Here is a 25416-nt window from a genome sequence, read left to right as displayed (position 1 = left end):
TTTTTGATGAGAAACTAAGCCTCCGGCTCCAGCTCGAGGTCGAAGCTCAGCTGTGTGAGGAAGGGATAGTCTTCTTTCATTTTTTCAAATTTTTCCCTGTCGGTAAAGGGCTGTGGCGGGCTTACAGGCGTATCGGTAACTTCGGGCACCAGCTTAAACTGGTTGTTGTTGAGGCGATCGAAGAGGTATTCCTGCAAAGCGTTCCAGTTGAGTTTGTCCGAAATGGTGTATTTGCTGTTTACTTTCACCCTTACTGTCCAATCCTCACCAAGTTCGGGCTTGAGTCCGCTGACGGCATTCGTAAAAGCCTGCGAAACAGAGGAATAATAATCGCAAAAAGCTTTTCCAGGCATTTGTCAGGTCGTCCTGGGTGAAAGGGGCATTGCGAATGGGTTGCTCTGCTTTTTGGTTCACCGACTGGCTGGCAGGCCTGGAAATGGACATGGTACGAATGCCCGAGGGGATGGATGGCTTGGGTTCGTTGACTGTGCGTGTGGCAGTGGCCGACTGGTAGCCGCTGGTGGAACCTGATTCAGGTTTGGGCGGAGCTACGGACGGAGCGGCAGGCGATGCGGCCGAAGCAGCGGGAGGAATCACCGGGGTGGCGGCCTGAGCGGAGGCCGGACCTGATTGTGCAGCGGTCTCCGGTTTTTTTGTTGTTGCAGTCTGGGGCGAGGGCGCAGGTCGCGGGCTGGGCGGAGTCTGTTGTACGGGAATACTTATCTTTTGCGGTGGTACAACGTTTTCTCTGCCTGCCGCTGAGGCCATTCTGAGCAGCGAGAGCTCGACCAGCAGGCGTTTGTTGGAACTCTTGCTATAGTTTACATCGCACTCGTTGCTGATTTCCAGGGCATTGAGCAGAAACTTCGGATCACATCCTGCGGCTTGCTGCCGGTAACGTTCGCGCAAGGTTTCCGACACCTCGAGCAAGGCAGCCGTTTCGGGCCGCGAGGCCACCAGCAGGTTGCGCATATGCGATGCCAGTCCGTTCATAAAGTGCTGGGGATCGAAGCCATTGAAAATGACCTCGTTGAGCATCAGCAGAATGCCGCTTACCTCTGCCCGAAGCAGGTAATCCACCATACGGAAATAGTACTCAAAGTCGAGCACGTTCAGGTTGCTGATCACATCGTGGTAGGTGATGTTGCGACCAGAGAAGCTCACCATCTGGTCGAAAATGGAGAGGGCATCACGCAGGGCGCCATCGGCTTTGAGGGCAATGATGTTGCGCGCATCCTCGTCGATGTTTACACCCTCTTTTTCAGCCACATATGCCAGATGCCGAGAGATGTCGTCCACGGTGATGCGCTTGAAGTCGTAGATCTGACAGCGCGAGAGGATGGTGGGAATAATCTTGTGTTTTTCGGTGGTGGCCAGGATGAATTTGGCATATGAGGGCGGTTCTTCCAGGGTTTTAAGAAACGCATTGAAGGCGGCCTGGGTGAGCATGTGCACCTCGTCGATGATGTAAATCTTGTATTTGCCCACCTGCGGGGGAATGCGCACCTGCTCCACAAGGGTGCGAATGTCGTCCACCAAATTGTTCGATGCAGCATCGAGCTCATGGATATTGAACGAAGCCGACTGGCGGAACGAGATGCACGATTCGCACTGGTCGCAGGGCTCCTGGTTGGGCGTGGGGTTGAGACAGTTGATGGTTTTAGCCAGGATGCGGGCGCAGGTTGTCTTGCCCACACCCCTTGGCCCCGTGAACAAAAATGCCTGGGCTAAGGTATTGTTACGAATGGCATTTTTCAGGGTAGAGGTGATCGAAGCCTGCCCCACAACCATGTCGAAAGTGGCAGGCCGGTATTTTCGCGCAGAAACAATGTATTGATCCATCAGGCTAAGCTTAAAGCGGACGGTAAAAGTAGTAAAATGCCCCCTTGGTTGCGGCCGTCGCAGCAACAAAATACCTATTTCGGGCTGCAATTCAACAGCTTGCAAACTGATGCCACACAGCTGACTTCCTCACAACCAATTTGCTTACCTTTGGGCTCCATGACAGAGCTGATTGTCCATGTGCCGCGCATCACCCAAAGGCTGATCTACGCCTTCGATCTTGTGCTTGGCAGGCTGCTCGGATTGAAGCACAACCTGGTGACCGATGCGGGCATTGCGGAACAAAGCGCTCAGCCGGTGCTGGTTTACGGCGATAAGCCACTGGGCAACCACCTCTTTCAGAAAGCGGCTCCTTTGCTTTTCAGCAGGGAGATTCACATGCAGGACCTGCAACCATTTGCGCTTGAGGATGTTAAGGGGGTATTTCCCGTGTTTCACCCCGGCTCGGCCCTGCCTTTCGACCCCTTTGCAGCCGCATTTTATATCGTAAGCCGTTTTGAAGAATACCTGCCCTTTGCAGCCGATGCCCACGGGAGGTTCGAAGCCAGGTCGTCAGTGCTTTATCAGCTGGGACTGCTCGACAAACCGGTGGTCAATATCTGGGCTAATATGCTGGCATCCAGACTTGAGACCTGCTATCCGGGACTTCGTACCGCAAAACCTACTTACCGTTTTGTTCCCACCTACGACATCGATGTGGCCTGGGCTTTTAAGCATAAAGGATTCTACAGAACCCTGTTTTCGTCGCTTGCCGACCTGGGTAAAGGCGATGTGGCAAACTTCGGCCAGAGGCTCAGGGTGCTGAGCGGCAAGGAACCTGACCCATACGACACCTACGATTACCAGTTGGAATTGCAAAAGCGCTTCGACCTGCAGCCGATCTATTTTTTCCTTTTTGCTGCCTATGGGCGGTACGATAAAAACAACCCCACTTCCAGCCGGAATTTCGCCTCGCTCATCCGGCGCCTGGCCGACTATGCCCGAACAGGCATCCATCCGTCGTACCACACCTTCGACGACAAAGCGCGCCTGCAAAGCGAGATCAACGGACTTGCGGCTGTGCTGCATCAACCCGTCCGGCTCAGCCGGCAGCATTACCTCCGTCTCAGGCTACCTGTGACCTACCACAACCTGATCGACCTCGACATCACCGACGATTACACCATGGGATATGCCTCAGCTCCCGGATTCAGGGCCGGCATCAGCATCCCGTTTCCCTATTACGACCTCGACCATGACGTGCCCACTAACCTGATGATCCATCCGTTTATGATGATGGATGGCACCCTGCGCGACTATCTGAACCTGGACCCTGAAGCAGCCCTCGACAAAGCCTTGCCGATTGTGCGTGCCGTAAAGGCATATGGCGGCCAGCTCATTACCCTGTGGCACAACGAAAGCCTGAGCGACCAGAAACGCTGGAAAGGCTGGCGCATGGTGTACGAAAAAATTATTGAAGAAGCTACACAATGACAGCTATCAGGCCCATCCGTTACCTCAGACACGACGAAATCGACAAGCTCAAATGGGACCAGTGCCTGCGCGAAGCATTCAATGGCAACCTGTACGGCTGGTCGTGGTATCTTGATATTGTGCACAAAAACTGGGAAGCCCTCGTTGAAGGTGACTATGAACGCGTGTTCCCGCTCACCGGCAACACCCGTCTGGGCGTAAGCTATCTTTTTCAACCCTTTTTTGCCCAACAGCTGGGCATCTATTCGCGGCACATCCTCACCCAGGAAGTAGTTGTGCGGTTCCTGCATGCCATTCCGCCGCATTACAAACTGGTCGAAATCAGGCTCAACAAGCACAACAAGGTGCCGGCCGAAGGCTATGGACTCAGCACACATACCAACATTGAGCTCGACCTGATTCACACCTACGACAGGATCTACCGCAACTACTCAACAAACACAAAACGCAACCTGAAGAAGGCCATTGAGGCAGGGCTCAGCATCAGCAAAAATGTTCGTCCTGAGCAGATTGTCGCACTCTTTCGGGAAAACCGCGGACGCACCATCAGCCATTGGAACGACAGGGAGTACCGGCGTTTTTTGCAATTGGCCTACACCGCCATGCACCGCGGGCAAGCCATTTCGGTTGGGGTGTACGACAAAACCAACCAGTTGCTCAGTGGCGCCCTGTTTGTGAAAAGCAATGGCAAGATCGTCTTTTTGTTTTCGGGCACCAGCCTGGCCGGTAAAGAGGTGAACGCACTTACCTATTTGATTGACAGCGTGATACGCGAGCACGCTCCCGGTCAGTTTATTCTCGATTTTGAAGGAAGCGACCAGCCCGGGCTGGCGCGTTTTTATCTTGGCTTCGGGGGTCAGACAACCACCTATCCGGGCATCCACCTCAACAGGCTGCCCTGGTACCTGCGCTGGCCGGTGAAGGCCGTTAAAAGATTCAGAGAAATCATCCGTTGAACCTGGGCTGTGCGCATGTGTTGGCTGACAAGCGTGAATGACAAGTCATCCGCAACCAGCAATGTGTATCGTTATTCCGGGCGCAAACAATGCGTTTATGACAGGACATTGGTATTCCCCAAAACGAATCTTGATAAGCATCCTGCTGAGGGTGCACATTTTAAAATTAACGTACATTTGCCCACACGCCTAATCAAACAGCCATGATTAAAAACCTTGGGGCAGTCAATTCGGTTTTCAACCAGTTTATTGCTGAGCTTCGCGATGCAGAAATCCAGAGCGACCGTATGCGGTTCAGGCGCAACCTGGAGCGCATAGGAGAGATTTTTGCATACGAAATCAGCAAGACCTTTGAATACGAGCATGTGGAAGTGACCACGCCACTTGGGGTAGCCGAAATGCAACTGATGAAAGATCAACCCGTTCTGGCCACCATATTGCGGGCGGGCCTGCCTTTGCACCAGGGTTTGCTCAACTTTTTCGACAAGGCCGACAATGCCTTCATCACTGCATACCGGAAGTACGACAAAAACGAAGCTTTCGACATCCGTGTCGAATACATTTCCTCGCCCGACATTACCGGCAAAGTGCTCATCCTGAGCGACCCCATGCTAGCCACCGGGGCCTCGGTGGTCAAAACACTCAAAAGCATGCTTGCCATCGGGACGCCCCGACACATCCACATCGTTTCGGCACTCGCCAGTGTGGAAGGCCTCGAATACATCAAGCGGCATTTTTCGCTTGCCAGCCTAACCATCTGGGTGGGTGGCATTGACGACGAACTCACGGCCCAGGCATATATCGTTCCCGGCCTGGGCGATGCTGGTGATCTGGCCTTTGGCAAAAAAAGCGATTAACCACCTGAGCATGAAGAGGAACCTGGCCGAAAACATCCGCATCTCCATCGAGTCGATCCGGAGCCATATGCTTCGAACCACGCTCACCATAGCCATCATCGCCTTCGGCATCATGGCGCTTGTGGGCATACTCACTGCCATCGATGCCATCAAGTTTTACCTGAACGAAAACTTTGCCATGATGGGGGCCAACACCTTCAACATCCGCAACCGCGACCTGAATGTGCACATCGGAGGCAGACGAAGCGATGCCAGGTCGTTCAAAAACATCACCTTCCGCGAGGCGCTCAGGTTCAAGGAAGAGTTCAGCCTGCCAGCTTCGGTGAGCATGTTTACCTTCGGAAGCAGTACAGCCACCCTGCGTTTTGGTGCAAACAAGACCAATCCCAACATTCAGATTGTGGGCGTGGACGAGAACTATATTTATAACTCAGGCTTCGAAATAGAAAAAGGACGCAACATCACCGCAAGCGAGGTATTTCAGGGGGCGCATGTGGCAGTAATCGGCAGCGCCATTGCCAAAGACCTTTTCAAAAACAACGAAGACCCCATCGGACAGATTATTTCTGTAGGGCCGGGAAAATACCGTGTAGTAGGTGTGCTGAAAGAGAAAGGCTCGAGCATCGGTTTCAGTGGCGACCGCAACTGCCTGCTGCCCATCAACAATGTGAGGCAGTATTTTTCACGGCCCAACATGAACCACACCATCAGCGTGCGGGCGCGCACGGCCGACGAGATGGAAACCGCCCTGGGTGAAGCCACAGGCCTGTTTCGCATCATCCGCAACGATCCCCCCGGCAAACCAGAAAGCTTTACCATTGTAAAAAGCGACAACATTGCCAATATGCTGCTCAACCTCACCGGCACCGTGCGGCTTGGCGCTACCTTTATCGGCCTGATCACCCTGTTTGGGGCAGCCATCGGTCTGATGAACATCATGTTGGTGTCGGTTACCGAACGCACCCAGGAAATAGGCATTCGCAAAGCCATTGGCGCCACCCGAAGGGCCATACGCGAACAATTTCTCATCGAAGCCATCATCATAGCACAAATTGGAGGTTTGGTCGGCATCATCTCCGGTATCCTTGTCGGCAATATTTTATCGTACATCATCGGATCGTCGTTTATCATTCCCTGGGTATGGATCGGGCTGGCTATCGTGCTTTGCTTTGGTGTGGCGCTTGCATCAGGTTCCATTCCGGCCAACAAAGCCGCCGCTGTTGATCCGATCGAGTCGCTCAGATACGAGTAAGTAATTAAACCCAAACGCAACACTATGCAAGGATTTGACAACAACAGTCCACGCGAGAGCTTTGGTTCGCAAATAGGCGTAATAGCTGCTGCGGCAGGATCGGCAGTGGGCCTGGGCAACATTTGGAGGTTCCCTTATGTGGCCGGTGAAAACGGAGGTGGAGCTTTTCTGCTTACCTATCTGGCTTTTGTGCTGCTGATTGGTGTGCCTGCCATGCTTTCGGAGTTTGTGGTGGGGCGCAAAGCCCTGGCCAATCCGGTGGGTGCGTTCCGCAAGCTGGCCCCGAACTCGGCCTGGCCGGCAGTGGGTTTCATAGGCGTGGCTGCTGCTTTTACCATCCTGGCATTTTACACCACCGTAGCAGGCTGGACGCTCGAATACCTCTATCTGACCATCTTCGACAAACTCGACCACCTGCAAAAAAAAGACCTCGAAAACACCTTCTCCACATTCGTGGCCAGCGGCTGGCGACCGGTGATGTGGCAGGTAGTCTTTATGTTTTTAACGGGCTGGATTGTGTTCAAAGGCGTAAAAAACGGCATCGAACGCTCCACCAAAATCATGATGCCCCTGCTGCTGCTCATCATCATCGGACTGGGCATCCGCAGCATGACCCTACCCGGAGCTACCGAAGGCCTGCGCTTCCTGTTCCGTCCCGATTTCAGCAAGATCAACGCCGGGGTGATGCTGCAGGCGCTCGGACAAGCCTTTTTCTCGCTGAGCATTGGTATGGGCACACTGATCACCTATGGTTCTTACATCCGCAAAACAGATCACCTGGGAAAAACTGCCATTTCGGTATCCCTGGCCGACACCGCTATTGCCGTGCTGGCTGGTCTGGCCATTTTTCCAGCCGTCTTTGCTTTCAACATCACCCCCGAGGCTGGCCCCAGCCTGGTGTTCATCACCCTCCCGATGATTTTCGATCAGATGGCCGGAGGCACATTTTTCGAGCTGGTGTTCTTCGTGCTGCTGGCAATTGCAGCCCTGACCTCAACCATCTCTGTGCTCGAGGTGGCCGTGGCCTATTTTGGAGAGGAACTCGCGCTCGGACGCAAAAAAGCTACCGTGGTGTCCACCATTGCCATCACCATCCTCGGCATATTCACCACACTCAGCATGGGACCCCTGCCCGAGATAAGTATAGCCGGGCTGAGTCTGTTCGATCTGCTCGACAAAACCTCGGCCAACATCCTGCTGCCCCTCGGCGGATTGTTCATCGTTGTTTTTGTGGGCTGGAAGCTCCGGCCTGAAGAGGTAGCCTCCGAGCTGAACAACCAGGGCGAAATCAAAGCAAAGTTCCTCCCGGTGTTCATTTTCATCGTGAAGTTTATCGCGCCTGTTGCCATCGCATTGGTTTTCCTCAACGGATTAGGATTGTTTGGATTCATTGGCGGAGGCGACCTCTGAGCGGACTTCCGGCAGTTATCCGGTATAAGCTGACAGGACACCATGTGGCACAACATTGTGAAATTCTGGTTGAGTTTTACCCGCCGCGAACAATTGGCCATCCTGATACTGTCGGCAATTATCCTCGTGGTGGTTAGCATCCGGTTTTTTGCATCGCAATTTGTTGCGCCACCGCCTTCCGACCTGAGCAAAGCCCTGCTGCTGGCTTCAAAAACACTGCCAAACGAACCGGTAGATACGACCGGAAACTTTCGGAATGAAATTGAAAATCAGGTATCTGACCATAGAGCCGCACTTACCCCTTTTCCTTTCGACCCCAATACTGCAGGTGCGGACAGCCTGAGTGCGCTTGGCCTGAAACCCGGGCAAGTCAGAAACGTCCTGAACTACCGTGCCAGGGGCGGACGATTCAGAACGGCGGAAGATTTTGGCAAACTGTTCAGCATCAGTGAGCAAGAATTTGCACAGCTGGCGCCCTACATCAGGATATCTGGTGGTATGACACCTCAGACCAGGGAAAAAGATCAGGCCAGCGTAATAACAGACCCGGCACCCGTCAAACCATCGCTCACAATTGTGGAGCTCAACGAAGCCGACTCTGTCGCCCTGGCTGCACTTCCCGGCTCAGGGCCATGGACAGCCCATCGCATTGTGCGCTACAGACAATCATTGGGTGGCTATGTGGAATTTGAACAATTGCTGGAAGTCAAAGGCATCGACAGCCTGAAATTTGCAGCCATGCGCCCCTGGCTCACCCTCAACAGCAACAACATCCGACCTCTGCGCATCAATTACCTCGATTTCAGGGAATTGATCCGGCATCCTTACCTGAATTTTGAACAGGTGAAAGCCATCGTAAACCACCGCGACCGCCGCGGATTCATCCGAAACACCGAAGAACTGCGCGGGATGCCGCAATTCGAATCTGAAGATATTGCGCGTTTGCAGCCCTACCTGAAATTCGACTGAAAAGTGTAAACAAAGTATTAATCTGCGGGCTTTCGGCAGCCAAGGCGCTGGTATTGTATTATTTTTGGATAAAACAACAGAGCCATGCGTAGAACTCTCATCTTCATCATACTGCTATGGGCACTCGGATATGTTCCGGCTTCTGCCCAGCAGCCCGACAGCGACAAGCTCCAGGTGCTCATCGAACAACTGAATGTAAAAGATATGGCCAGAAAAACCCGTGTGGATGCATACCTGCAGGCCACCGGACTGAATCTCCGGCAGGAGGAGGCTGGCCGTGTGTGGCAGCTGGTGGAAGTGCAGGATGGAAAGCCGTTCTACTTCATCACCCACAACCTGGGTGCAGCCACGGCACACAAGGCCAATCAGGTTTGGCCCGGCGGCTCTACCGGATTTAACCTGAACGGCAGCGGTGTGAACCTGGGCATCTGGGATGAAGGCAAAGTGCGCCATACCCATCAGGAATTTTTTGATGGCAGCTCTTCGAGGGTCACCCAGGTGGATGGAGCAACTTCACTCAGCAACCATGCCACCCACGTGGCGGGCACCCTGGCTGCTGCCGGAACCGACGCCAATGCCAAAGGAATGTCGTTTGCAGCACAGCTGAAAGCCTACGACTGGAACAGCGATGAAACCGAAATGGCTACGGCGGCTGCCGGCGGACTGCGTGTGTCGCAACACTCTTACGGCTATGTTACCGGCTGGGCGCAAGGTACCTTTTCGGGCAACTCAGGCTGGCATTGGTTTGGCGATGCCGTTGTGAGTGCTTCGGAGGATTATTATTGGGGTTTTTATAGCGATCAGGCCCACGACTGGGACCAGATTGCCCACAATGCACCCTATTACCTGATCGTGAAATCGGCCGGCAACGACCGTGGCGAAGGCCCCGCCCCTGCTGCTCCACACTATTTTATGGACCCCTCAATGGGTTACACCTGGCAATCGAGCACTGCCACCCGCAGCCTGGATGGAGGCACGAGCGGATACGATTGCATCTCGCATTCGGCTGTGGCCAAAAACTTGCTGACTGTGGGCGCGGTAACAAGTGCAGGCGCGATGAGTACGTTCAGTGGCTGGGGGCCGACGGACGACGGCCGGATCAAACCCGATATCGTGGCCAAAGGGGTAAATGTTTATTCTTCAACGGCATCCTCCAATACATCCTATGCGTATTACAACGGTACCTCCATGGCCGGCCCGGTGGTATCCGGTGCGGTGGGTTTGCTGCTGCAGCATCAGGAAAACCTTCATCCCGGTACGCCCCTGCGCGCTGCAACCCTCAAAGGACTGCTCATTCACACGGCCGACGATATGGTAAGCGGCGCCCCAGGTCCGGATTACCGCTTTGGCTGGGGCATGCTCGATGTGAAAAAAGCTGCCGAGCTCATGCAGGCCAATGCGGGCAACAACGCCCACATCCGCGAGCTGACGCTCAACAACAGCCAGACCATCCGCATCCCCCTTCAGGCCACCGGCAGCGAGCCGCTTCGCATCACCTGCAGCTGGACCGACCTTCCGGGCAACCCGCCTGCAGCCTCGCTTAACCCCACGACCTCCATGCTGGTGAACGATCTGGACATCAGGTTAACTGATGCATTTGGCAATCAGCACTTTCCCTACATCCTGAACCCGGCCAGCCCGGCTGCGGCAGCTACCACAGGCGACAACAGCCGCGACAACGTGGAAATGATCCACCTGAGCTCGCCCCCTGCGGGCACCATTTACATGCTCACAGTGAGTCACAAAGGCACACTTACCGGTGGCAGCCAGGCATTTTCGCTCATCATAAGCGGCAACCAGGCACTTGATGAAAAAACCATCCTGGGCGCCGCCGATCAGGCCTCCAACTATACCTCATGGACACATGGCTCCAACCAGGGCGATGGTTTTGGCGCATGGGAATTTGAGAACGCGAATGCACCGGGCGGATACTCCGGATTTTATATCGGCAATCCCGCCGATGCCGGCATCTCGGGCATGAGCAGCACCGCTTTCGGGCTATATGCCAATCCGGACAATCCGGGCAATTATGCCCGTGCCGACCGCAAATTTGCCAGTCCGCTTCCAGTGGGCGCCACCTTCAGCCTGAAATGGGGCGTAAACTGGGACAGCGAGGGCATTGGCAACAAAGGCCTCAGCCTGTTTAGCAATGGCACCGAAATTATCAACATCAACATGGGTGGAAGTGCCCTGATCACCATCAACGGCTCGCCGATGTTCAACTATTATGGCACCAACGCCATGACCCTCAACTTCAAGATGGAAAGCGCCACACAATTAAGGGTATGGGGTACAGGCCGCGATGGGAGTGAGTCGTATAACGTAGTACACGCAGTTTCAGGTGCACCGGATGCTGTCAGGCTTTATGCCTCCGCCCTAAAAAGCGGCGATCAGCGCCAACCCTATTTCGATCAACTGAGCATCAGCAGCGACCCCACCACATACAGCAGCACCGAAACAGTCCATGTAGCAGGAAAGGTGATTCTGGCTGACAATCTCAGCGTAAAAAACATAATTATCGAAGGAAACAACAAACTCATTGTACCACAGGGACGTACATTGACCGCTACGACCCACATTTACAACAGTGCAGGTAACGGCGGGCTGACAATTGAGTCGAACGCAAGCGGCAGCGGGTCGTTGTTGCACTATAATCCGCTGAATGCCACTATACAACGCTATGTGCCGGGCAGCAGCCTGGCCACAGCCACGCGATACCACCTCGTGTCGGTGCCCCTGGCAACTTCGAACAATCCGCTTTCGGGCCTTTTCACAGGTTCCTATCTGTTCCGCTTCGATGCCGATCCGGGCAGCTGGGTTGGTCTGGGAGCTTCCACCACCACACCCCTCGATGTGAGCCGGGGGTATATGATCTGGTACACCGGCAGCAATATCACCTTCAACTTTGCCGGACTGTTGAACAACGGCAGTTTCAGCACCCTGGTTGCCTCCACCTCAGCCGACCGCTACAACCTGGTGCCCAACCCCTACCCTTCGGCCATTGACTGGGATGCAGCCACTGGCTGGACAAAAACCAACCTGCACAATGCCATCTACATCTGGAACAGGAACACAGGCAACTATGCCACCTACATTTCAGGTGTAGGTACCAATGGCGGCACGCAGTACATCGCTCCCGGACAATCGTTTTTTGTGCGCAGCTCCGCCGCATCGGCAGGCCTGCAGATGAACGACGATGTGCGCCTGCACCACAGCACGCCTTTTCTGCAGCCCCCTCAGCCGGGCAAAACAATCCGGCTGAGCACAGCCAACAGTGAGGGCAGCGATGAAACCATCATCAGGTTCCTAGCCGGGGCCACCGACGGCTTCGACTTTGATTATGATGCTGAAAAACTTGCCGGGCAGGCTGTTGCACCCCAGTTGGCCAGCCTGATCGAAAGCGGACAGATGATGAGCATCAACACCTTTGACGACGGCTTCAAACAGCTTGCGATACCTGTGAGCTTTGCATCACAAACCACGGGCGAATACGAGCTAAGTTCTTTTCTATCAGGCGATTTGTTGAATAAATATGTGGTTTTGCTGGAAGACCTGCACACGGGCAGCTTACATCAGCTTTCCGATTCGGCTGCTGCGTACAGTTTTACGCACGATGCCGGAAATCCCGCCCTTCGCTTCATGCTGCATCTCACCGGCATCACACATCTGGATGAGCCGGCAAATGCCGAAACCAGAATATGGAACTATGGCCAGCGCATTTATATCCATCATGCAAAGCCTGGCGAAACCCTCAGAATCCGTCTCCTGGATGCGGGTGGCCGGATATTGCTGGAACAACAATCGAACAGCCCGACGCTGAGCTTAGAGCCTAAAGCGCCCAAAGGTTTGCTGATTGTGGAAGTTGCAGGCAAAAAGGGCATTACCCGCAAGAAGCTGATATTCTGAGATTAAGGCTGAAGCAACTGTTCGTTCACCTTTTTAATGATGGTTATGGCGTCGGCCTGTTCGAGCCAGATGGCATCCTTGTTTCGTCTGAACCAGGTCATCTGGCGTTTGGCATATTGCCGGGTATGGGTCTTGATGTTGTTGACGGCAGTTTCGAGGCTCACTTTTCCATCCAGGTATTCAAACAGCTCCTTGTATCCTACCGTATTGAGGGCGTTGAGGTGGCGGAACGGATAGAGCTTCCGCACTTCGTCGAGCAGGCCTTGTTCGAGCATGTGCTCCACCCTCAGGTTAATGCGGTTGATGAGCGCGAGGCGGTCGGGCTTCAGGATGAAACGAATGAACGTGAAAGGCCTGGGCAAGGTTTGCCGTTTTCTGTAAAAGCTGTATGGGCGGCCGGTCTGGTAATACACCTCGAGTGCACGCTGCAGCCGCCGCGGATTTTGAAGGTCCACCTGCGCATAATATTCCGGATCCACAGCCTGAAGCTCTGTCTGCAAGGCTGCAATACCCTGATCGGCAAGCATCTGACTTACCCGTGCACGAATCTGGGGCGCAACGTCCGGCATGTTGTCCAGCCCCATGCACACTGCGTCAATGAAAAGTCCGGAGCCGCCTGTCAGAATGACAACCCGGTGTTTCGCGAAGAGTTGCGACAGCACAAGCAGTGCATCGCGCTCATAGGCTGCCACATCGTAGCTGTCGGTAATGCTCAGGTGCCCCACCAGGTGGTGTTCGACCTGTTGCAACTGCCTGGCGTCGGGCGCTGCCGTGCCAATCTTCATCTCGCGGTAAAACTGGCGGCTGTCGGCCGAAACAATCTCGGTGCCATAATGCTTTGCCAGCTGAATGGCCAGCTCTGTTTTGCCCGAGGCCGTCGGTCCGGCCAACACGATCAGCAATGGTGAGGTATTCATGGCGTTGCTGGACTACCCTGCAAGGGTACAGGCCCGTTGTTTTTTACTTCGGTGGGCTGGGGTTCGGCCACCAGCTTCAGGCCAAGTTTTTTGCCTTCCTCCTTCATCAGCGCCACTGCCTCCTCGAAAGTATTGCCGATGATGCCATCGAGGATGGCCTCGCGAATGGCATTTTTGATGATGCCGATTTTCTTGCCCGGGCCGAGGCCGAAAGCCTGCATAATGACCTCGCCGCTTACCGGTGGCTGCCAGTTGCGTATCCTGTCGCGCGCTTCAATCTCGACCAGCTTTTGTTTGACGAGCTCGAAGTTTTCGCGGTATTTGCGTATCTTAAATTCGTTTTTGGTGGTGATGTCGGCCTGGCAAAGCAGCATAAGCTTGTCGATGTCGTCGCCTGCATCGAAGAGCAGCCTGCGTACTGCGCTGTCGGTCACCGTTTCCTGCGCCAGCACTATGGGTCGCAGGTGCAGCAGCACCATCTTTTGCACAAATTTCATTGGGTCGCCCAGCGGCAGCCTGAAAGCCTTGAAGATGCCCGGTACCATTTTTGCCCCTTTGAATTCGTGCCCGTGAAAGGTCCAGCCCGTTTGCGGATCGAATTTCTTTGTTGCGGGTTTGGCGATGTCGTGCAACAGGGCTGCCCACCTCAGCCAGAGGTCATCCGATGTGGCGGAAAGGTTGTCGAGCACCTCGAGGGTATGGTAAAAATTGTCTTTATGACTCTTGCCGTTGACCGTTTCGACACCCTGCAGGGCAGCCAGCTGGGGAAAAAACACATGCAGTAGGCCTGTTTTGAACAGCAGCTTAAAACCGACCGAGGGTTTGGGGCTGAGGATAATCTTATTCAGCTCATCAGTGATGCGTTCGGGCGAGATGATCCGGATTCTGTTCTTGTTGCGCGCAATGGCATCCAGGGCGCCCTGGTCGATGCGGAAGCCCAGCTGGGAAGCGAAGCGCACTGCCCGCATCATCCGCAGCGGGTCATCCGAGAAAGTGATGTCCGGGTCGAGGGGCGTACGGATCAGACCTTTATTCAGATCGTCCAGTCCGTTGAACGCATCGAGCAACTGCCCGTAGGTGAAACTGTTCAGGCTGATTCCCAGGGCATTGATGGTAAAGTCGCGCCGCTTCAGATCGTCCATGAGGCTTCCCGGACGCACATCGGGCTTGCGGCTGTAAAGCTTATACGACTCCTTGCGGGCACCTACGAATTCGACCACCCAGTCGCCCCAGCGGACCATGGCTGTGCCAAACTGTCCGTAGAACCTGGCATCTGTAGTGTTGCCCAGGCGGGAGGCTACTTTGCGGGCAAACTCCAGGCCATCGCCAACCACCACAATATCCACATCTTTCGAAGGTCTGCCGAGCAGGCAATCCCTCACATACCCCCCGATGACATATACAGGGGTTTGGCCGGCCACCTCGGATATTGCCCCGAATAGTGGCTCCTGCACATACATGGCCATTTCCGACATGCGGCAAAGATAGCAATAAGCTGCCGAGTGCTGCCTGCGGGCCGGGTCAGAACTTGTATCGAAGCTGAAACTTAAGGTCGGTGCGGCGGTTGCCCTCGATGGTTTCGAGGCCGCTGCCAATGCTTGCGCGGTCGGCATACCAGGTTTGCCCGATACGCGCCCAGAAGTCGAGCTTTTGCGAGGCCCTGTAGCGCAGCATCAGGTAGGTGCGTGTGCCCCGGTCGTAAAACATCGGAATGGAAAAAGCATACAGCACATCATTTTCGTACACATAAAGGCGGCTGTTGTAATCGGGCGCATCGAAAAGCATATATCTGAAAGTGAGCTCAAGCCTGGAGCCGGAGGGTCTGTACAACACATCCTGGTAGATCAGGTAGCCCACTGTGGCTTCGGAGAGGTGCTCGCGGTAGTGCACCAGCTCAAAGCGGTTGCGGAGCGTTATGCCGCGCATGGGCTGGGTGTTGAGGTGAAAACGCAGGCTTTGCCGGGTATAAGGCACCTGGAAATCAATGTAGTTCCATGGGTCATTGAAGTCTTTCATGCGCGTCTTGGTGCGGTAGCGCACATAGGCATCTGCCCGGCGGCTGAACCTGTGGTCGAGCTGCACGTAATAATCCTGTCCGAAGCTCGGGCCATCGGTCAGGTAGCGCAGCCAGGGGAAGGTGAAATGATCGGCAAAGGCGGTGAGCTTCCAGCCTGGCGCCAGAGCAGCCACGACACCTCCGTAGATTCCTTTTTCGTTGTTGGTGTAAGTGTTCTCGGCAAAGGCGGCGCTGAAATCGTTTTGATAATGTTTGTCGTAATTTCGGTAGGCCAGGCTGAGGGTCACAAAACCCGCTGGCTGGGCAAGGATGCCGGCCAGTCCGGCCATCCCGCCGTTCTGGCTCCTGCTGAGCTCGCCAAAACCGATGATGTGCGGGAAAACCAGCCTGAAATCGGCACCCTGAACGCTGTTTTGTCCGTTGTTGATTCTGAACTTGTTATAAGGATACTCCCTTGGCATAAAATTTACGCCAGTAGCCGAGGCATGGGCGGTGAAACCCAGTTCGAGGCGGCGCGAGCGGTAGGCTAGCCTACCCCCATAGGCCGTGAGGGTGGTGGCATGCTTGCGGTTGAGCTCGGTCACCGTGCGGTGCAAACCGGTTTCCTGTATGCTTGTGATCAGGAATTCTTCGCCTGCAAGGCTGTCGGTGAGCATGGTCAGGCTGGCATCAACCGGCCTGTGCGAATAAAATAAGGTAAGGTCGAAGTTGCGGACGCCCACCGTTGCAGCCGCCCCACGCATAAAGAGCGCTTCGTTGAGCGAAGCGCTGGGCCGGATGCCCTGGCCATAACGCATGATAGACGAAGGCTCGGTGGATTTGCCAAACGACAAGCCAGACCAAAGCGTCAGCCCCTGCCCAAAGTTGAGGTGATAGTCGCCCAGCGCCAAAGCCTTGACCATGCCTACATCGCGTATAAAAAAATGTGCGGAATAAAAATCAAAACCGTTGCGCTGTTTGCTGGTTAACAGGCTTCTGATGGTATCGGGAATGCGGGATATAAAAAATGGCTCTCCGGGGTCTTTTTCCATCACAAGCCCGGCCCTCACGCGGTTGCGGTAGTTGAACTGGTGCCTGATGAAGAACTTTTCCGGCCCACCGAGGTAGCGCGAGTTGGGTTTGGCAGCAAAAGCCGAATCGCTGATGGGCAGGTAGCCCTCGCGTTTTTCGAGCACCTGTTCGTAGCGGCTGATCACCTGGTTGCGACCTCGCCGTAGGATGGTAAGCGGATGGGGTAACTTTTGCTTTGCAGTGCCATCGCCCACCCGCACAACGGGCAGCAGCACCTCAAGCACCATGTCGTCGAAACCTTCAATAAGTCCCAGCTCATAAACCGATAGCAGCGGGCCATATCGCCTGCGGTATTCAGTGAGTTTTTCAATCTGAAAACTGTTGAGCAGCCGCAGGGCTTCCAGCTCGCTGATCTGGGGGCTGTTGAGGTCAATTTTTTGCTCGCTGTAAAACAAATAAGCGTCGAGCAGGTCGGTGAAGTCGGCTGTTTCGTCAGCGTTTTCGGCCAGTTCTTCGAGCTGCCGTGCCAGGTATTCGCCAAGCAGGCGCGAGAGGCTGTCGGCTACCTGTGCGTTAAGTGTTTGGCCAAGCAACAGCAGGCTGCCGATTAGGAAGATACTCCGTAAACGTGCCACAACAAGCATGTTCAGGGTTTTTGGGGCAAATGAAACTGCAGTCCGGCCTGAAGGGTACTCCCCAGTTGCTGGTGCAATCCGGCCGAAAGGTCGAAACTCCAGCCCGACATGTGCATGCCCAGGCCGAAGGTGAACAGGCCGGGATCTACGGACACGCCGGTCCTGAGAAAAAACTGCTGATAATGATACTCCAGACCTGCCCTTACATCGGGTTTGCGGTCGGATTGTTTTTCCACCTCAGCCAGGCCATACAACTGATCGGTGAACTGAAACCCCAGCCCGAATCGCATCACCATAGGCAGGCGGTCGTTGGTGATTTCCGATAAGCCTGCCCGCCCCGGATTGAACAGATAAGCGCCCATGCTGAGCTGCCTGTTGATGCGCTGCTGCACCCCAAGCTCGAAAGCCACCGCCTGTTGGGCGGGGTATTCATTTCCAGCCTTGAGGTAGATGTAGTTGAAACCCACACCCGCTCTGAAGTTGGGATGCAACTGCCGGGCATAGGCCAGCCGGACGAAGTTCTCGTTGTAGAGCCTGTAGCCAAACTGCGTAAATCCGAGGCCGAACACCCCATAACTGGTGGGCATGGCCACAACCCCGGAACGCTGGCTGAGCTCTTTCATCAGAAACCTGTTTTGAAATCCAACCCCGGCCGCAACATTGCGGAGATCGGCCGCCCCGGCAGGATTGTTGACAATGGCCCATACGTCTGCCAGCGTAACCGAGGCCCCGCCCAATGCAGCATGACGGGCACCTGCACGACCATGTGCCTCGAACGCTTTCAAAGGAGTGTGCCATAGCCAAAGCAGGGCGGCAAACAAAAAGCAAATACCTTTGTTCATCTGATCGTTTGATCTGCCGGTGCAAGCCCGGGTAATTTAATTTCAAATATACGACATGAATTCTTTCAACCAAGTCATTCCCTTTTTGAGCGAGCTCGCAGCAAACAACAACAAAGCCTGGTTCGACGCGCACCGGCCATGGTATCAGGAAGCACGGGCCGAGATGACCGGCATTGTTGCAGGCCTCATCCACGGACTGGCCGCCATCGATCCTTCGATAGGCTCGCCCGACCCAAAAAAGTGCCAGTTCAGAATCAACCGCGATATTCGTTTCTCGCCCAACAAGGATCCGTACAAAACCAATATGGGCGCCTACTTTGCGCCAGGTGGCAAAAACCTCCCTGCCGCCGGCTACTACCTCCACCTCGAACCCGGGGCATCCTTTGTTGGCGGAGGACTGTACCATCCTGAGAAAGAACAACTTCAGAAAGTAAGACAAGAAATCTATTTCAATGCACAGGACTTTCTGCAGATCGTAAATGACGAAAAATTCCGTGCTGCATTCGGACAACTCATGGACGAGCGACTCAAACGCCCGCCCATGGGATTTCCTGCCGATTTTCCGCACATCGAACTGCTCAAATACACCTCATATGCCGTGGGCAGGCCAATAGATGCCGACAATCTGAAGCCCGGAGAGATCATCCAGCAAAGCCTCGAAACTTTCAGCATACTTGCACCCCTGGTTCGCTTCCTCAATCAGGCGCTGAGCAGCGAGCCGAATTAAAATTTTTTAAAAAATCCTAAAGTTTGTTTCATACCGGTCAAAAATATTTGTATATTTGAGGTCCTAATTGGTTGGTTGTTTTATAAGTTCGAACTTGTGCCCCTGAAACCTGTGTGAGGATTCCCAGTCCGCATCCACTTGTTTTCAGGGGTATTTTTTTGCTCTCCGTATGAAAACATCATTCACACATGAATGGACTGGCGCCGTCGGAGCGTAAGGACTTTACACCTGTCAGGACGGAATACAGTCAAAACGCACGCTCCCATCAGATCAATTGCCAGCAATAATAAAGAACGCCTCAAAGGCCAACTGCGCTTGTCTCTGATAATGAATGGTTTAATTGTTGAAGAAGAAAAATTATTTGAAAATCAGCCAGATATTTTTCATGCTTACCGAAAACTTTTTCACTCAGGCCGAATACTAACCCTTTTGATCTGCAGCACAAAAGTTAGATATACTTTTGTCGTCTCAATTGGTTGGTTGTTTTATAAGTTCGAACTTGTGCCCTTGAGCCGTGATCGGGACCCCCAGTCCTAAGAATCAACGTAACTCAAGGGCATTTTTTTTGCATTTTTCGTAACGATCCCAGCCCTGCAGGAAGAACCTTATGCCGATAACTTTGCACTCGCATCCGAAAACTTTATTACTGTTATTTTGTTAACAACACCTTAAGAAATTCGTGGCCTCAATTGGTTGGTTGTTTTTTGTAAAGTTCGAACTTGTGCCCTTGAGGTTTGCCGGTTTTGTTGTTTTTTCCGGCACTGTCCTCAAGGGCATTCTTTTTGGTTGAGCCGCTCTGAGAGTCAATCCGTGGCATTTCCTTACCTTTGCAGCCTGCCAGCCCTGCTGGCTTTTGATTGAAACACTTGAATCACTGTATCTTATGCATACGCTAGAAGAGCTGAAATCCATTGCCACCCAGGTGAGGCGCGATATCATACGCATGGTACATGCCTGCCAGTCGGGGCATCCCGGCGGTTCGCTGGGCTGTGCCGATTTCATGACAGCGCTGTTTTTTAATCAACTTCGCATCGATCCGGCAAAGTTCAGCATGGACGGAAAGGGCGAGGACATGTTCTTTCTGTCGAACGGTCACATCAGTCCGGTTTTTTACAGTGTGCTTGCCCGCCGCGGCTATTTCCCGGTGAGCGAGCTGGCCACCTTCCGGCGGCTGCATTCGCGCCTGCAGGGGCATCCGGCCACGCTCGAAGGACTGCCCGGCATCAGGGTGGCGAGCGGATCGCTCGGCCAGGGACTCTCGGTGGCTGTGGGTGCCGCACTGGCGAAAAAACTGGCCGGAGACGACAAACTGGTCTGGGTGCTCATGGGCGATGGTGAACAGCAGGAAGGCCAGATCTGGGAGGCAGCCATGTTTGCCGGCGCCCGTAAAGTGGACAACCTGATCGGCGTGATCGACTATAACGGCAAACAAATTGACGGCCCTGTGGACGAGGTGATGCCGCTGGGCGACCTGAAGGCTAAATACGAAGCCTTTGGCTGGAAGGTGATCAGCTTCGACGGCAACGACATAGCACAGACAGTTGACACACTGAACCAGGCCCGAAACAAGGCTTGCGGTGGACAACCTCAGTTGTTGCTCATGAAAACCGAGATGGGTATGGGCGTCGATTTTATGATGGGCACCCACAAATGGCACGGAAGCGCTCCCAACGATGCACAGGCTGCCAGCGCGCTGGCGCAATTGCCCGAGACGCTGGGGGATTATTAAGGCGGTTATGCATACCTGTCGTAATATTGCCTGATTGATGCAGCTTTGAAATGAATTAGGAATGCAGCAGAATCAATCAGAAAGTCGGGCACACATAGCAGTAATCGCCAATGGTTTAATACAACTACTTAGGATTTAAGTATCAGAGTCTTTAGACAAAAAGTCAGCAAATACTTGATCGCATGGAAATAAAGATATTTGGACACAAAGACACACGTTCGGGGTTTGGCGATGGCTTGCTCGAGCTTGGAAGGCGCAACCCGAAGGTTGTGGCCTTGTGTGCCGACCTGACAGGCTCCCTGAAAATGGATGCCTTCGCGAAGGAGTTTCCGGAACGGTTTTTTCAGACAGGCATAGCTGAAGCAAACATGATGGGCATTGCAGCCGGCCTGGCCACAGGCGGTTACATCCCGTTCACAGGCACCTTTGCCAACTTCTCGACCGGCAGGGTGTACGATCAGATCCGGCAGTCGATAGCTTACAGCGGCAAGAATGTGAAGATTTGTGCTTCGCATGCGGGGGTTACCCTGGGCGAAGACGGGGCCACGCATCAGATTCTCGAAGACATCGGCATGATGAAGATGTTGCCCGGCATGGCGGTGGTGGTTCCGGCCGACTACAACCAGACCAAGGCTGCCACTATTGCGATGGCCGAATGGGACGGTCCGGTTTATTTGCGTTTTGGCCGCCCGAAATGGCCGATTTTTATGCCCGAAGATGCCCCCTTTGTGATTGGCAAAGCCGACCAGCTTACCGAGGGCGAACACCTGACCATCGTAGCCACGGGCCACATGGTATGGATTGCCCTGCTCGCCGCACAACAACTCGACAAGGAAGGCATCCGGGCTGAAGTCATCAACATGCACACCATCAAGCCCCTGGATGAAGCAGCCGTGCTGAACTCGGTGCGCAAGACCGGTTGTGTGGTTACCGCCGAAGAACATCAGATGGCCGGTGGCCTGGGCGAAAGCATCGCCTCGCTGCTCGTCAGACAGATGCCTGTACCTATGGAAATGGTAGCTGTGAACGACCGTTTTGGCCAGAGCGGCACACCGGAAGAACTGCTCGTGGAATACGGACTGGACGCAGACCACATTGTTGCAGCCGCCAGGAAAGCCCTCCAGCGCAAAGGATAATCACTCAAACAACTGCCATGAGGGTTTATCTTGTGGGCTACATGGGGGCCGGCAAAACCACCCTGGCAAGGCGTTTGGCCACATTGCTCGGCATGCAGTGCGCCGACCTGGACGATATTTTCGAAGCCCGTTACAAGATTGGCATACCCGACTTTTTCAGAAAATACGACGAACAACTCTTCCGGAGGCTCGAAAGCCAGCTCCTGAAGGAGACCGCACAGTCGGACAATATCATCATCAGCACCGGAGGTGGCACCGCCTGCTTTTACGACAACATGGAATGGATGAACAGCAACGGCATCACGGTTTACCTCAAGATGGAACCGTCGAGCATCGTTCACCGGCTTACCCATGCCCGCAAGAAACGCCCGCTCGTGGAATCAAAATCAGGCGAAGAGCTGCTTGCTTTTGTGCGCGAACATCTCAGGCATAGAAACATCTTCTACAGCCAGGCGCAGATCATTGTTAAAGGCGAGTCGGTTGACGCAGAGGCCCTGGCAACACAAATTGCTGAATACGCGTCAGGACGGGAAAATCAGATTTAGAACAAAACCCCCTCTTTGTTTTTGACAAGCTCGCGGGTGCGTTCGGCAGTTTTGAACATATCGGCGCTGAACGAAATTTAAATTAAGTTGGCATCGAAGTCGGCAAAAGGCCTGACAGGTCCGCCAATGCCATTCACCGTATAGTCTTTGTTGAAGAAGCCGGTAAGGTAATATTTGAGTTTGATGTTGGTCCCTCCGGCAAACTGCACGCCCAACATGAGGCTTTTGTAATATGCCGGTTGTTTTTTGGAAAACCATGCGGTGTATTTCCCGGTCTTTTTTCCATCCACAAATTCTTTCTCTTTGTAATGAAAGGGAAACTCAATCTCGTAACCAATATACATGAATGATTTCCCGAGGTTGCCAAATTTGACGCCCAGCGGAATACCCAGGTTGTAGGAGCGATACTTTTTCTTGATGGTCTGACCGGGGTATTTATAGATGAAACCCACATTTCGGATATTGAAACCGGTGAATAATCCGGCATGCTGGCTCAGGTCTTTGTTGAGGTGGTTCTGGCTGTTGAACACAGGCGAAAAACGCAGCACACTGCCATCTTCCATACCCAGAAAATCGACCCTGGCATGCGAGAGGATGATCTCGCCTGCAGTGGTTACGTACCATTTTTGATTTAGCTGAGCCGTCGAACCCAGGCTGAAACACAACAGAAGTGAGAGGAAGAGCGAACGCATAAGGGTATGGTATTGAATTGTTGGGTGTGCAAGATAAGGCAGACTGAGGAACAGGCAAAACAAAATTATGCTGCACAGCAGGTGTTTATATTCAACAGATCCGCGGAAGTTGTTCACCAGCCGGCAGATCGATCAGCCGGGTGCCTCCCACAGCGGTGTGCAGCCACACTTTTGCCGGGTGGTTTTCGGTGATGGTTCCTATGATAGCTGCCTGGCCACCCAGCGGGTGCTGACGCAGCATGTCCATAAGTCCGGGAGCTTTTTCGCGGCTGACCACCATCACCACTTTGCCTTCGTTGGCCACGTGCAGGGGGTCGAAGCCAAGCAGTTCGCACATGCCGCGCACGCCATCGCTGACGGGGATTTTCTCTTCGAACAGATCGATTCCGAACGGACGGTTTTCGCAGAGCTCGGCGAGCACTGCAGCCAGTCCGCCGCGCGTGGCATCGCGCATGAAATGCAATCCTCCGTGCGCCACCGCCAATTCGGTGAGCTGATGCAGGCAGGCGCAGTCCGAAACCACATCGGTGCCTATGCTGAGCTGGTTGCGGGCTGCCATCACCGCCATGCCGTGGTCGCCAATGCTGCCGTTGATCAGGATAAGATCGCCGGGCATGACTTCTGCTGCTCGTGCGATGTTTCCGGCGCCCGGCAGGATCTGTCCGATACCGCTGGTGGTGATGAACAGCTTGTCGGCTTTGCCGCGTTCGACCACCTTGGTATCGCCGGCCACGATGCGGACGCCTGCATTTGCCGCTTCGCGTGCCATGCTTTGCACAACTGTTTCAAGCATATCAATGCTCAGGCCTTCCTCAATCACAAAAGCAGCACTGAGGAAAAGTGGTCTGGCGCCGCTCACCGCCAGGTCGTTTACGGTGCCGGCAACGGCAAGTTTTCCGATGTCGCCCCCGGGAAAAAACAGGGGGTCCACCACGAAGCTGTCGGTAGTAAAGGCAATTTGTCCCTTGCCCGGGTCGAGGAGGGCCGAATCGGTGAGAAAGTGTTCATCAGCCTGACGGAAGTGCTTCAGGAACAGACTTTTGATGAGCTCATGGGTGAGGCGTCCGCCGCTTCCGTGTCCGAGCAGGATATGGGTATGCCGCTTCATCGGGCTTGGTTTGTTTTATTGGATTGTCACGTATTTGAAATAGGCCGCACAGGTACCTTCGCTGCTCACCATGCAGGCGCCCACAGGGTCGGAGGGGGTACAGGCCTTGCCAAAGAGTTTGCAGTCGGTGGGTTTTTTCAGGCCTTTGAGCACCTCGCCACACAGGCAGCCTTTGTCTTCGCGGGTGGGTTCGATTTCTACGCTAAACCTCTTTCCGGCATCAAAGTCGGCATACCTGGTTCTGATGGCCATTCCGCTTTGCGGGAGCACCCCAAGGCCGCGCCACCAGTCGTCGCGTAGCTCGAAGACCTCCTCGAGCAATTGCTGTGCCTTCAGGTTGCCTTCGCGAGTTACCACGCGGTTGTATTGTATTTCGACTGCAGGCCGGTGGGTTTCGCGTTGCCTGACAAGCATATAAACCGACTGCATGAGGTCGGTCGGCTCGAAGCCGCTGATAACCACGCCCAGGCCGTATTTTTGAGGGATGAAGTCGTAAATTTTCGATCCGGTGATTGTGCTTACGTGGCCCGGACCGATGTAGCCGTGGAGGTTTACGCCCTGGTCGATGAGTGCAGCCATGGCAGGGGGCATGATTTTGTGGGCACTGAGCACCGAGAAATTGAACAGCCCTGCCATCTGGGCTTTCAGTATGCCTGCGGCTGTGGCAGGCGAGGTGGTTTCGAAGCCGATGCCGAGGAATACCACCTGTTTTTCAGGGTTTTGTGCTGCAATGGTGAGCGCATCCAGGATGGAGTACACTATGCGGATATCGCCTCCCCTGGCCTTCTCCTGTTCGAGGCTCGAGCTTGAGCCAGGCACTCTGTTGAGGTCGCCGTAGGTGGTGAGGATGATTTCTGGCTGGCGCGACAAGGCGATGGCTTGGTCAATAAATTGCCGGCTGGTGACACACACCGGACAGCCCGGGCCGGAAATCAGTTCGATATGATCGGGCAGGAGGCTATGGAGGCCAAACCTCCGGAGCGCCATGGTGTGGCCGCCGCATACTTCCATGATGCGGAGGGGCTTGCGCGATTCGCGCCGAATGAGGTCGGCCAGGGCCAGCACATGTTCGCGGCGGCGGTATTCGTCGATGTATTTCATAGCAGCAGTTTCAGACGATGCGTTGACCGGTTTGCCGTTCTTCCTCGTCGAGTTGCTGGTTAAGCTCGTCGAACGCTTCAAAGATGCGAAGGGTTTCGGCAGCTTCTTCCTCGCTGATCTTCTGTATGGCGAATCCGGTGTGAATCAGCACATAATCGCCCGGTTGGGGCAGCTGGCCTTCGAGTAGCTGGAGGCTGGCCTGGCAGGTGGCGCCACCCACGCTGCAGATGGCTGTATCGCCTTCGATGCGTTCGATGCGGGCCGGAACACTCAGACACATATCATTGTGGT

The 25416-nt window shown here is 54.3% G+C and carries 21 protein-coding genes; 11 read left to right on the top strand and 10 right to left on the bottom strand.

Annotated elements, in window-relative coordinates; translation table 11 throughout:
• Positions 1-14 precede the first annotated feature (14 nt).
• Both IPM52_00355 and IPM52_00350 read right to left on the bottom strand, forming a co-directional pair.
• Positions 15-353 (bottom strand): hypothetical protein, encoded by a 339-nt coding sequence (locus tag IPM52_00355; GenBank protein MBK9290080.1) that lies wholly within the window; start codon positions 351-353, stop codon positions 15-17.
• Positions 265-1842: a DNA polymerase III subunit gamma/tau gene (locus tag IPM52_00350; GenBank protein ID MBK9290079.1), complete on the bottom strand. Its 1578-nt coding sequence runs from the start codon at positions 1840-1842 to the stop codon at positions 265-267. The genes IPM52_00355 and IPM52_00350 overlap by 89 nt, the downstream gene beginning before the upstream one ends.
• A gap of 36 nt (positions 1843-1878) precedes the next feature.
• On the opposite strand from IPM52_00350, the gene IPM52_00345 reads away from it, so the two are divergent.
• The 7 genes from IPM52_00345 (at position 1879) to IPM52_00315 (ending at position 12665) form a co-directional block, all read left to right on the top strand.
• Complete coding sequence (locus IPM52_00345; protein MBK9290078.1) at positions 1879-3315, top strand: polysaccharide deacetylase family protein; 1437 nt, start codon at positions 1879-1881, stop codon at positions 3313-3315.
• Positions 3312-4271, top strand: a complete 960-nt coding sequence (locus IPM52_00340) for a GNAT family N-acetyltransferase (protein MBK9290077.1) — start codon at positions 3312-3314, stop codon at positions 4269-4271. Before IPM52_00345 ends, IPM52_00340 begins: the two co-directional genes overlap by 4 nt.
• A 203-nt stretch (positions 4272-4474) precedes the next feature.
• Positions 4475-5128, top strand: coding sequence for a uracil phosphoribosyltransferase (upp, locus tag IPM52_00335; GenBank protein MBK9290076.1), 654 nt, complete (start codon positions 4475-4477; stop codon positions 5126-5128).
• Positions 5129-5138: 10 nt separating this feature from the next.
• Positions 5139-6380 (top strand): ABC transporter permease, encoded by a 1242-nt coding sequence (locus IPM52_00330; GenBank protein MBK9290075.1) that lies wholly within the window; start codon positions 5139-5141, stop codon positions 6378-6380.
• Between the two features lie 24 nt (positions 6381-6404).
• Positions 6405-7790: a sodium-dependent transporter gene (locus tag IPM52_00325; GenBank protein MBK9290074.1), complete on the top strand. Its 1386-nt coding sequence runs from the start codon at positions 6405-6407 to the stop codon at positions 7788-7790.
• Between the two features lie 42 nt (positions 7791-7832).
• Entirely contained in the window at positions 7833-8759 is a 927-nt protein-coding gene (locus IPM52_00320) for a helix-hairpin-helix domain-containing protein (protein ID MBK9290073.1), read from the top strand.
• 84 nt (positions 8760-8843) lie between these two features.
• The gene (locus tag IPM52_00315; protein ID MBK9290072.1) at positions 8844-12665 is read left to right on the top strand and encodes a S8 family serine peptidase; all 3822 of its coding nucleotides are present in this window, start codon (positions 8844-8846) and stop codon (positions 12663-12665) included.
• A gap of 2 nt (positions 12666-12667) precedes the next feature.
• On the opposite strand, the gene miaA is transcribed toward IPM52_00315, so the two are convergent.
• From miaA to IPM52_00295, 4 genes are read right to left on the bottom strand one after another with little or no spacing between them, the layout of a single operon-like run.
• Complete coding sequence (gene miaA, locus IPM52_00310; GenBank protein ID MBK9290071.1) at positions 12668-13582, bottom strand: tRNA (adenosine(37)-N6)-dimethylallyltransferase MiaA; 915 nt, start codon at positions 13580-13582, stop codon at positions 12668-12670.
• Positions 13579-15048, bottom strand: coding sequence for an HD domain-containing protein (locus IPM52_00305; GenBank protein ID MBK9290070.1), 1470 nt, complete (start codon positions 15046-15048; stop codon positions 13579-13581). Before IPM52_00305 ends, miaA begins: the two co-directional genes overlap by 4 nt.
• Positions 15049-15103: 55 nt before the next feature.
• Positions 15104-17254 carry a helix-hairpin-helix domain-containing protein gene (locus tag IPM52_00300; protein ID MBK9290069.1) on the bottom strand — a complete coding sequence of 717 codons (2151 nt, stop codon included), beginning with the start codon at positions 17252-17254 and terminating at the stop codon, positions 15104-15106.
• Positions 17255-17256: 2 nt separating this feature from the next.
• Positions 17257-18087 (bottom strand): hypothetical protein, encoded by an 831-nt coding sequence (locus IPM52_00295; protein ID MBK9290068.1) that lies wholly within the window; start codon positions 18085-18087, stop codon positions 17257-17259.
• A gap of 55 nt (positions 18088-18142) precedes the next feature.
• On the opposite strand from IPM52_00295, the gene IPM52_00290 reads away from it, so the two are divergent.
• The 4 genes from IPM52_00290 (at position 18143) to IPM52_00275 (ending at position 22224) form a co-directional block, all read left to right on the top strand.
• Positions 18143-18814: a DUF2461 domain-containing protein gene (locus tag IPM52_00290; GenBank protein ID MBK9290067.1), complete on the top strand. Its 672-nt coding sequence runs from the start codon at positions 18143-18145 to the stop codon at positions 18812-18814.
• Between the two features lie 883 nt (positions 18815-19697).
• Positions 19698-20543, top strand: coding sequence for a transketolase (locus IPM52_00285; protein MBK9290066.1), 846 nt, complete (start codon positions 19698-19700; stop codon positions 20541-20543).
• Positions 20544-20725: 182 nt separating this feature from the next.
• Complete coding sequence (locus IPM52_00280) at positions 20726-21679, top strand: transketolase family protein (protein ID MBK9290065.1); 954 nt, start codon at positions 20726-20728, stop codon at positions 21677-21679.
• A gap of 17 nt (positions 21680-21696) precedes the next feature.
• Positions 21697-22224: a shikimate kinase gene (locus tag IPM52_00275; protein ID MBK9290064.1), complete on the top strand. Its 528-nt coding sequence runs from the start codon at positions 21697-21699 to the stop codon at positions 22222-22224.
• 77 nt (positions 22225-22301) lie between these two features.
• Here the strand turns inward: IPM52_00275 and IPM52_00270 are convergent, their stop codons facing one another.
• From IPM52_00270 to IPM52_00255, 4 genes are all read right to left on the bottom strand, one after another.
• Positions 22302-22916: a hypothetical protein gene (locus IPM52_00270; protein MBK9290063.1), complete on the bottom strand. Its 615-nt coding sequence runs from the start codon at positions 22914-22916 to the stop codon at positions 22302-22304.
• A 91-nt stretch (positions 22917-23007) separates the two neighbouring features.
• Positions 23008-24024: a hydrogenase expression/formation protein HypE gene (hypE, locus tag IPM52_00265; protein MBK9290062.1), complete on the bottom strand. Its 1017-nt coding sequence runs from the start codon at positions 24022-24024 to the stop codon at positions 23008-23010.
• 15 nt (positions 24025-24039) lie between these two features.
• Positions 24040-25125, bottom strand: a complete 1086-nt coding sequence (gene hypD / locus IPM52_00260) for a hydrogenase formation protein HypD (protein MBK9290061.1) — start codon at positions 25123-25125, stop codon at positions 24040-24042.
• A gap of 10 nt (positions 25126-25135) precedes the next feature.
• Entirely contained in the window at positions 25136-25405 is a 270-nt protein-coding gene (locus IPM52_00255) for a HypC/HybG/HupF family hydrogenase formation chaperone (GenBank protein MBK9290060.1), read from the bottom strand.
• Between the last annotated feature and the right edge of the window lie 11 nt (positions 25406-25416).

This window comes from Bacteroidota bacterium (genome assembly GCA_016715945.1).
Classification (GTDB): Bacteria; Bacteroidota; Bacteroidia; order Bacteroidales; family F082; genus JALNZU01.
The sequence above is the reverse complement of the archived record's forward strand: the minus strand, read 5'-3'. Positions and strand labels throughout refer to the sequence as shown.

Excerpts from the sequence above, each read along its gene's own strand:
- IPM52_00275 (MBK9290064.1), top strand. The coding sequence starts at position 21,697 with ATGAGGGTTTATCTTGTGGGCTACATGGGGGCCGGCAAAACCACCCTG.
- IPM52_00270 (MBK9290063.1), bottom strand. The coding sequence starts at position 22,916 with ATGCGTTCGCTCTTCCTCTCACTTCTGTTGTGTTTCAGCCTGGGTTCG.
- IPM52_00290 (MBK9290067.1), top strand. The coding sequence starts at position 18,143 with ATGAATTCTTTCAACCAAGTCATTCCCTTTTTGAGCGAGCTCGCAGCA.
- IPM52_00285 (MBK9290066.1), top strand. The coding sequence starts at position 19,698 with ATGCATACGCTAGAAGAGCTGAAATCCATTGCCACCCAGGTGAGGCGC.
- IPM52_00280 (MBK9290065.1), top strand. The coding sequence starts at position 20,726 with ATGGAAATAAAGATATTTGGACACAAAGACACACGTTCGGGGTTTGGC.
- IPM52_00320 (MBK9290073.1), top strand. The coding sequence starts at position 7,833 with ATGTGGCACAACATTGTGAAATTCTGGTTGAGTTTTACCCGCCGCGAA.
- hypE (MBK9290062.1), bottom strand. The coding sequence starts at position 24,024 with ATGAAGCGGCATACCCATATCCTGCTCGGACACGGAAGCGGCGGACGC.
- IPM52_00350 (MBK9290079.1), bottom strand. The coding sequence starts at position 1,842 with ATGGATCAATACATTGTTTCTGCGCGAAAATACCGGCCTGCCACTTTC.
- IPM52_00305 (MBK9290070.1), bottom strand. The coding sequence starts at position 15,048 with ATGGCCATGTATGTGCAGGAGCCACTATTCGGGGCAATATCCGAGGTG.
- IPM52_00355 (MBK9290080.1), bottom strand. The coding sequence starts at position 353 with ATGCCTGGAAAAGCTTTTTGCGATTATTATTCCTCTGTTTCGCAGGCT.
- upp (MBK9290076.1), top strand. The coding sequence starts at position 4,475 with ATGATTAAAAACCTTGGGGCAGTCAATTCGGTTTTCAACCAGTTTATT.
- IPM52_00300 (MBK9290069.1), bottom strand. The coding sequence starts at position 17,254 with ATGCTTGTTGTGGCACGTTTACGGAGTATCTTCCTAATCGGCAGCCTG.
- IPM52_00340 (MBK9290077.1), top strand. The coding sequence starts at position 3,312 with ATGACAGCTATCAGGCCCATCCGTTACCTCAGACACGACGAAATCGAC.
- miaA (MBK9290071.1), bottom strand. The coding sequence starts at position 13,582 with ATGAATACCTCACCATTGCTGATCGTGTTGGCCGGACCGACGGCCTCG.
- IPM52_00330 (MBK9290075.1), top strand. The coding sequence starts at position 5,139 with ATGAAGAGGAACCTGGCCGAAAACATCCGCATCTCCATCGAGTCGATC.
- IPM52_00325 (MBK9290074.1), top strand. The coding sequence starts at position 6,405 with ATGCAAGGATTTGACAACAACAGTCCACGCGAGAGCTTTGGTTCGCAA.
- IPM52_00255 (MBK9290060.1), bottom strand. The coding sequence starts at position 25,405 with ATGTGTCTGAGTGTTCCGGCCCGCATCGAACGCATCGAAGGCGATACA.
- hypD (MBK9290061.1), bottom strand. The coding sequence starts at position 25,125 with ATGAAATACATCGACGAATACCGCCGCCGCGAACATGTGCTGGCCCTG.
- IPM52_00315 (MBK9290072.1), top strand. The coding sequence starts at position 8,844 with ATGCGTAGAACTCTCATCTTCATCATACTGCTATGGGCACTCGGATAT.
- IPM52_00345 (MBK9290078.1), top strand. The coding sequence starts at position 1,879 with ATGCCCCCTTGGTTGCGGCCGTCGCAGCAACAAAATACCTATTTCGGG.
- IPM52_00295 (MBK9290068.1), bottom strand. The coding sequence starts at position 18,087 with ATGAACAAAGGTATTTGCTTTTTGTTTGCCGCCCTGCTTTGGCTATGG.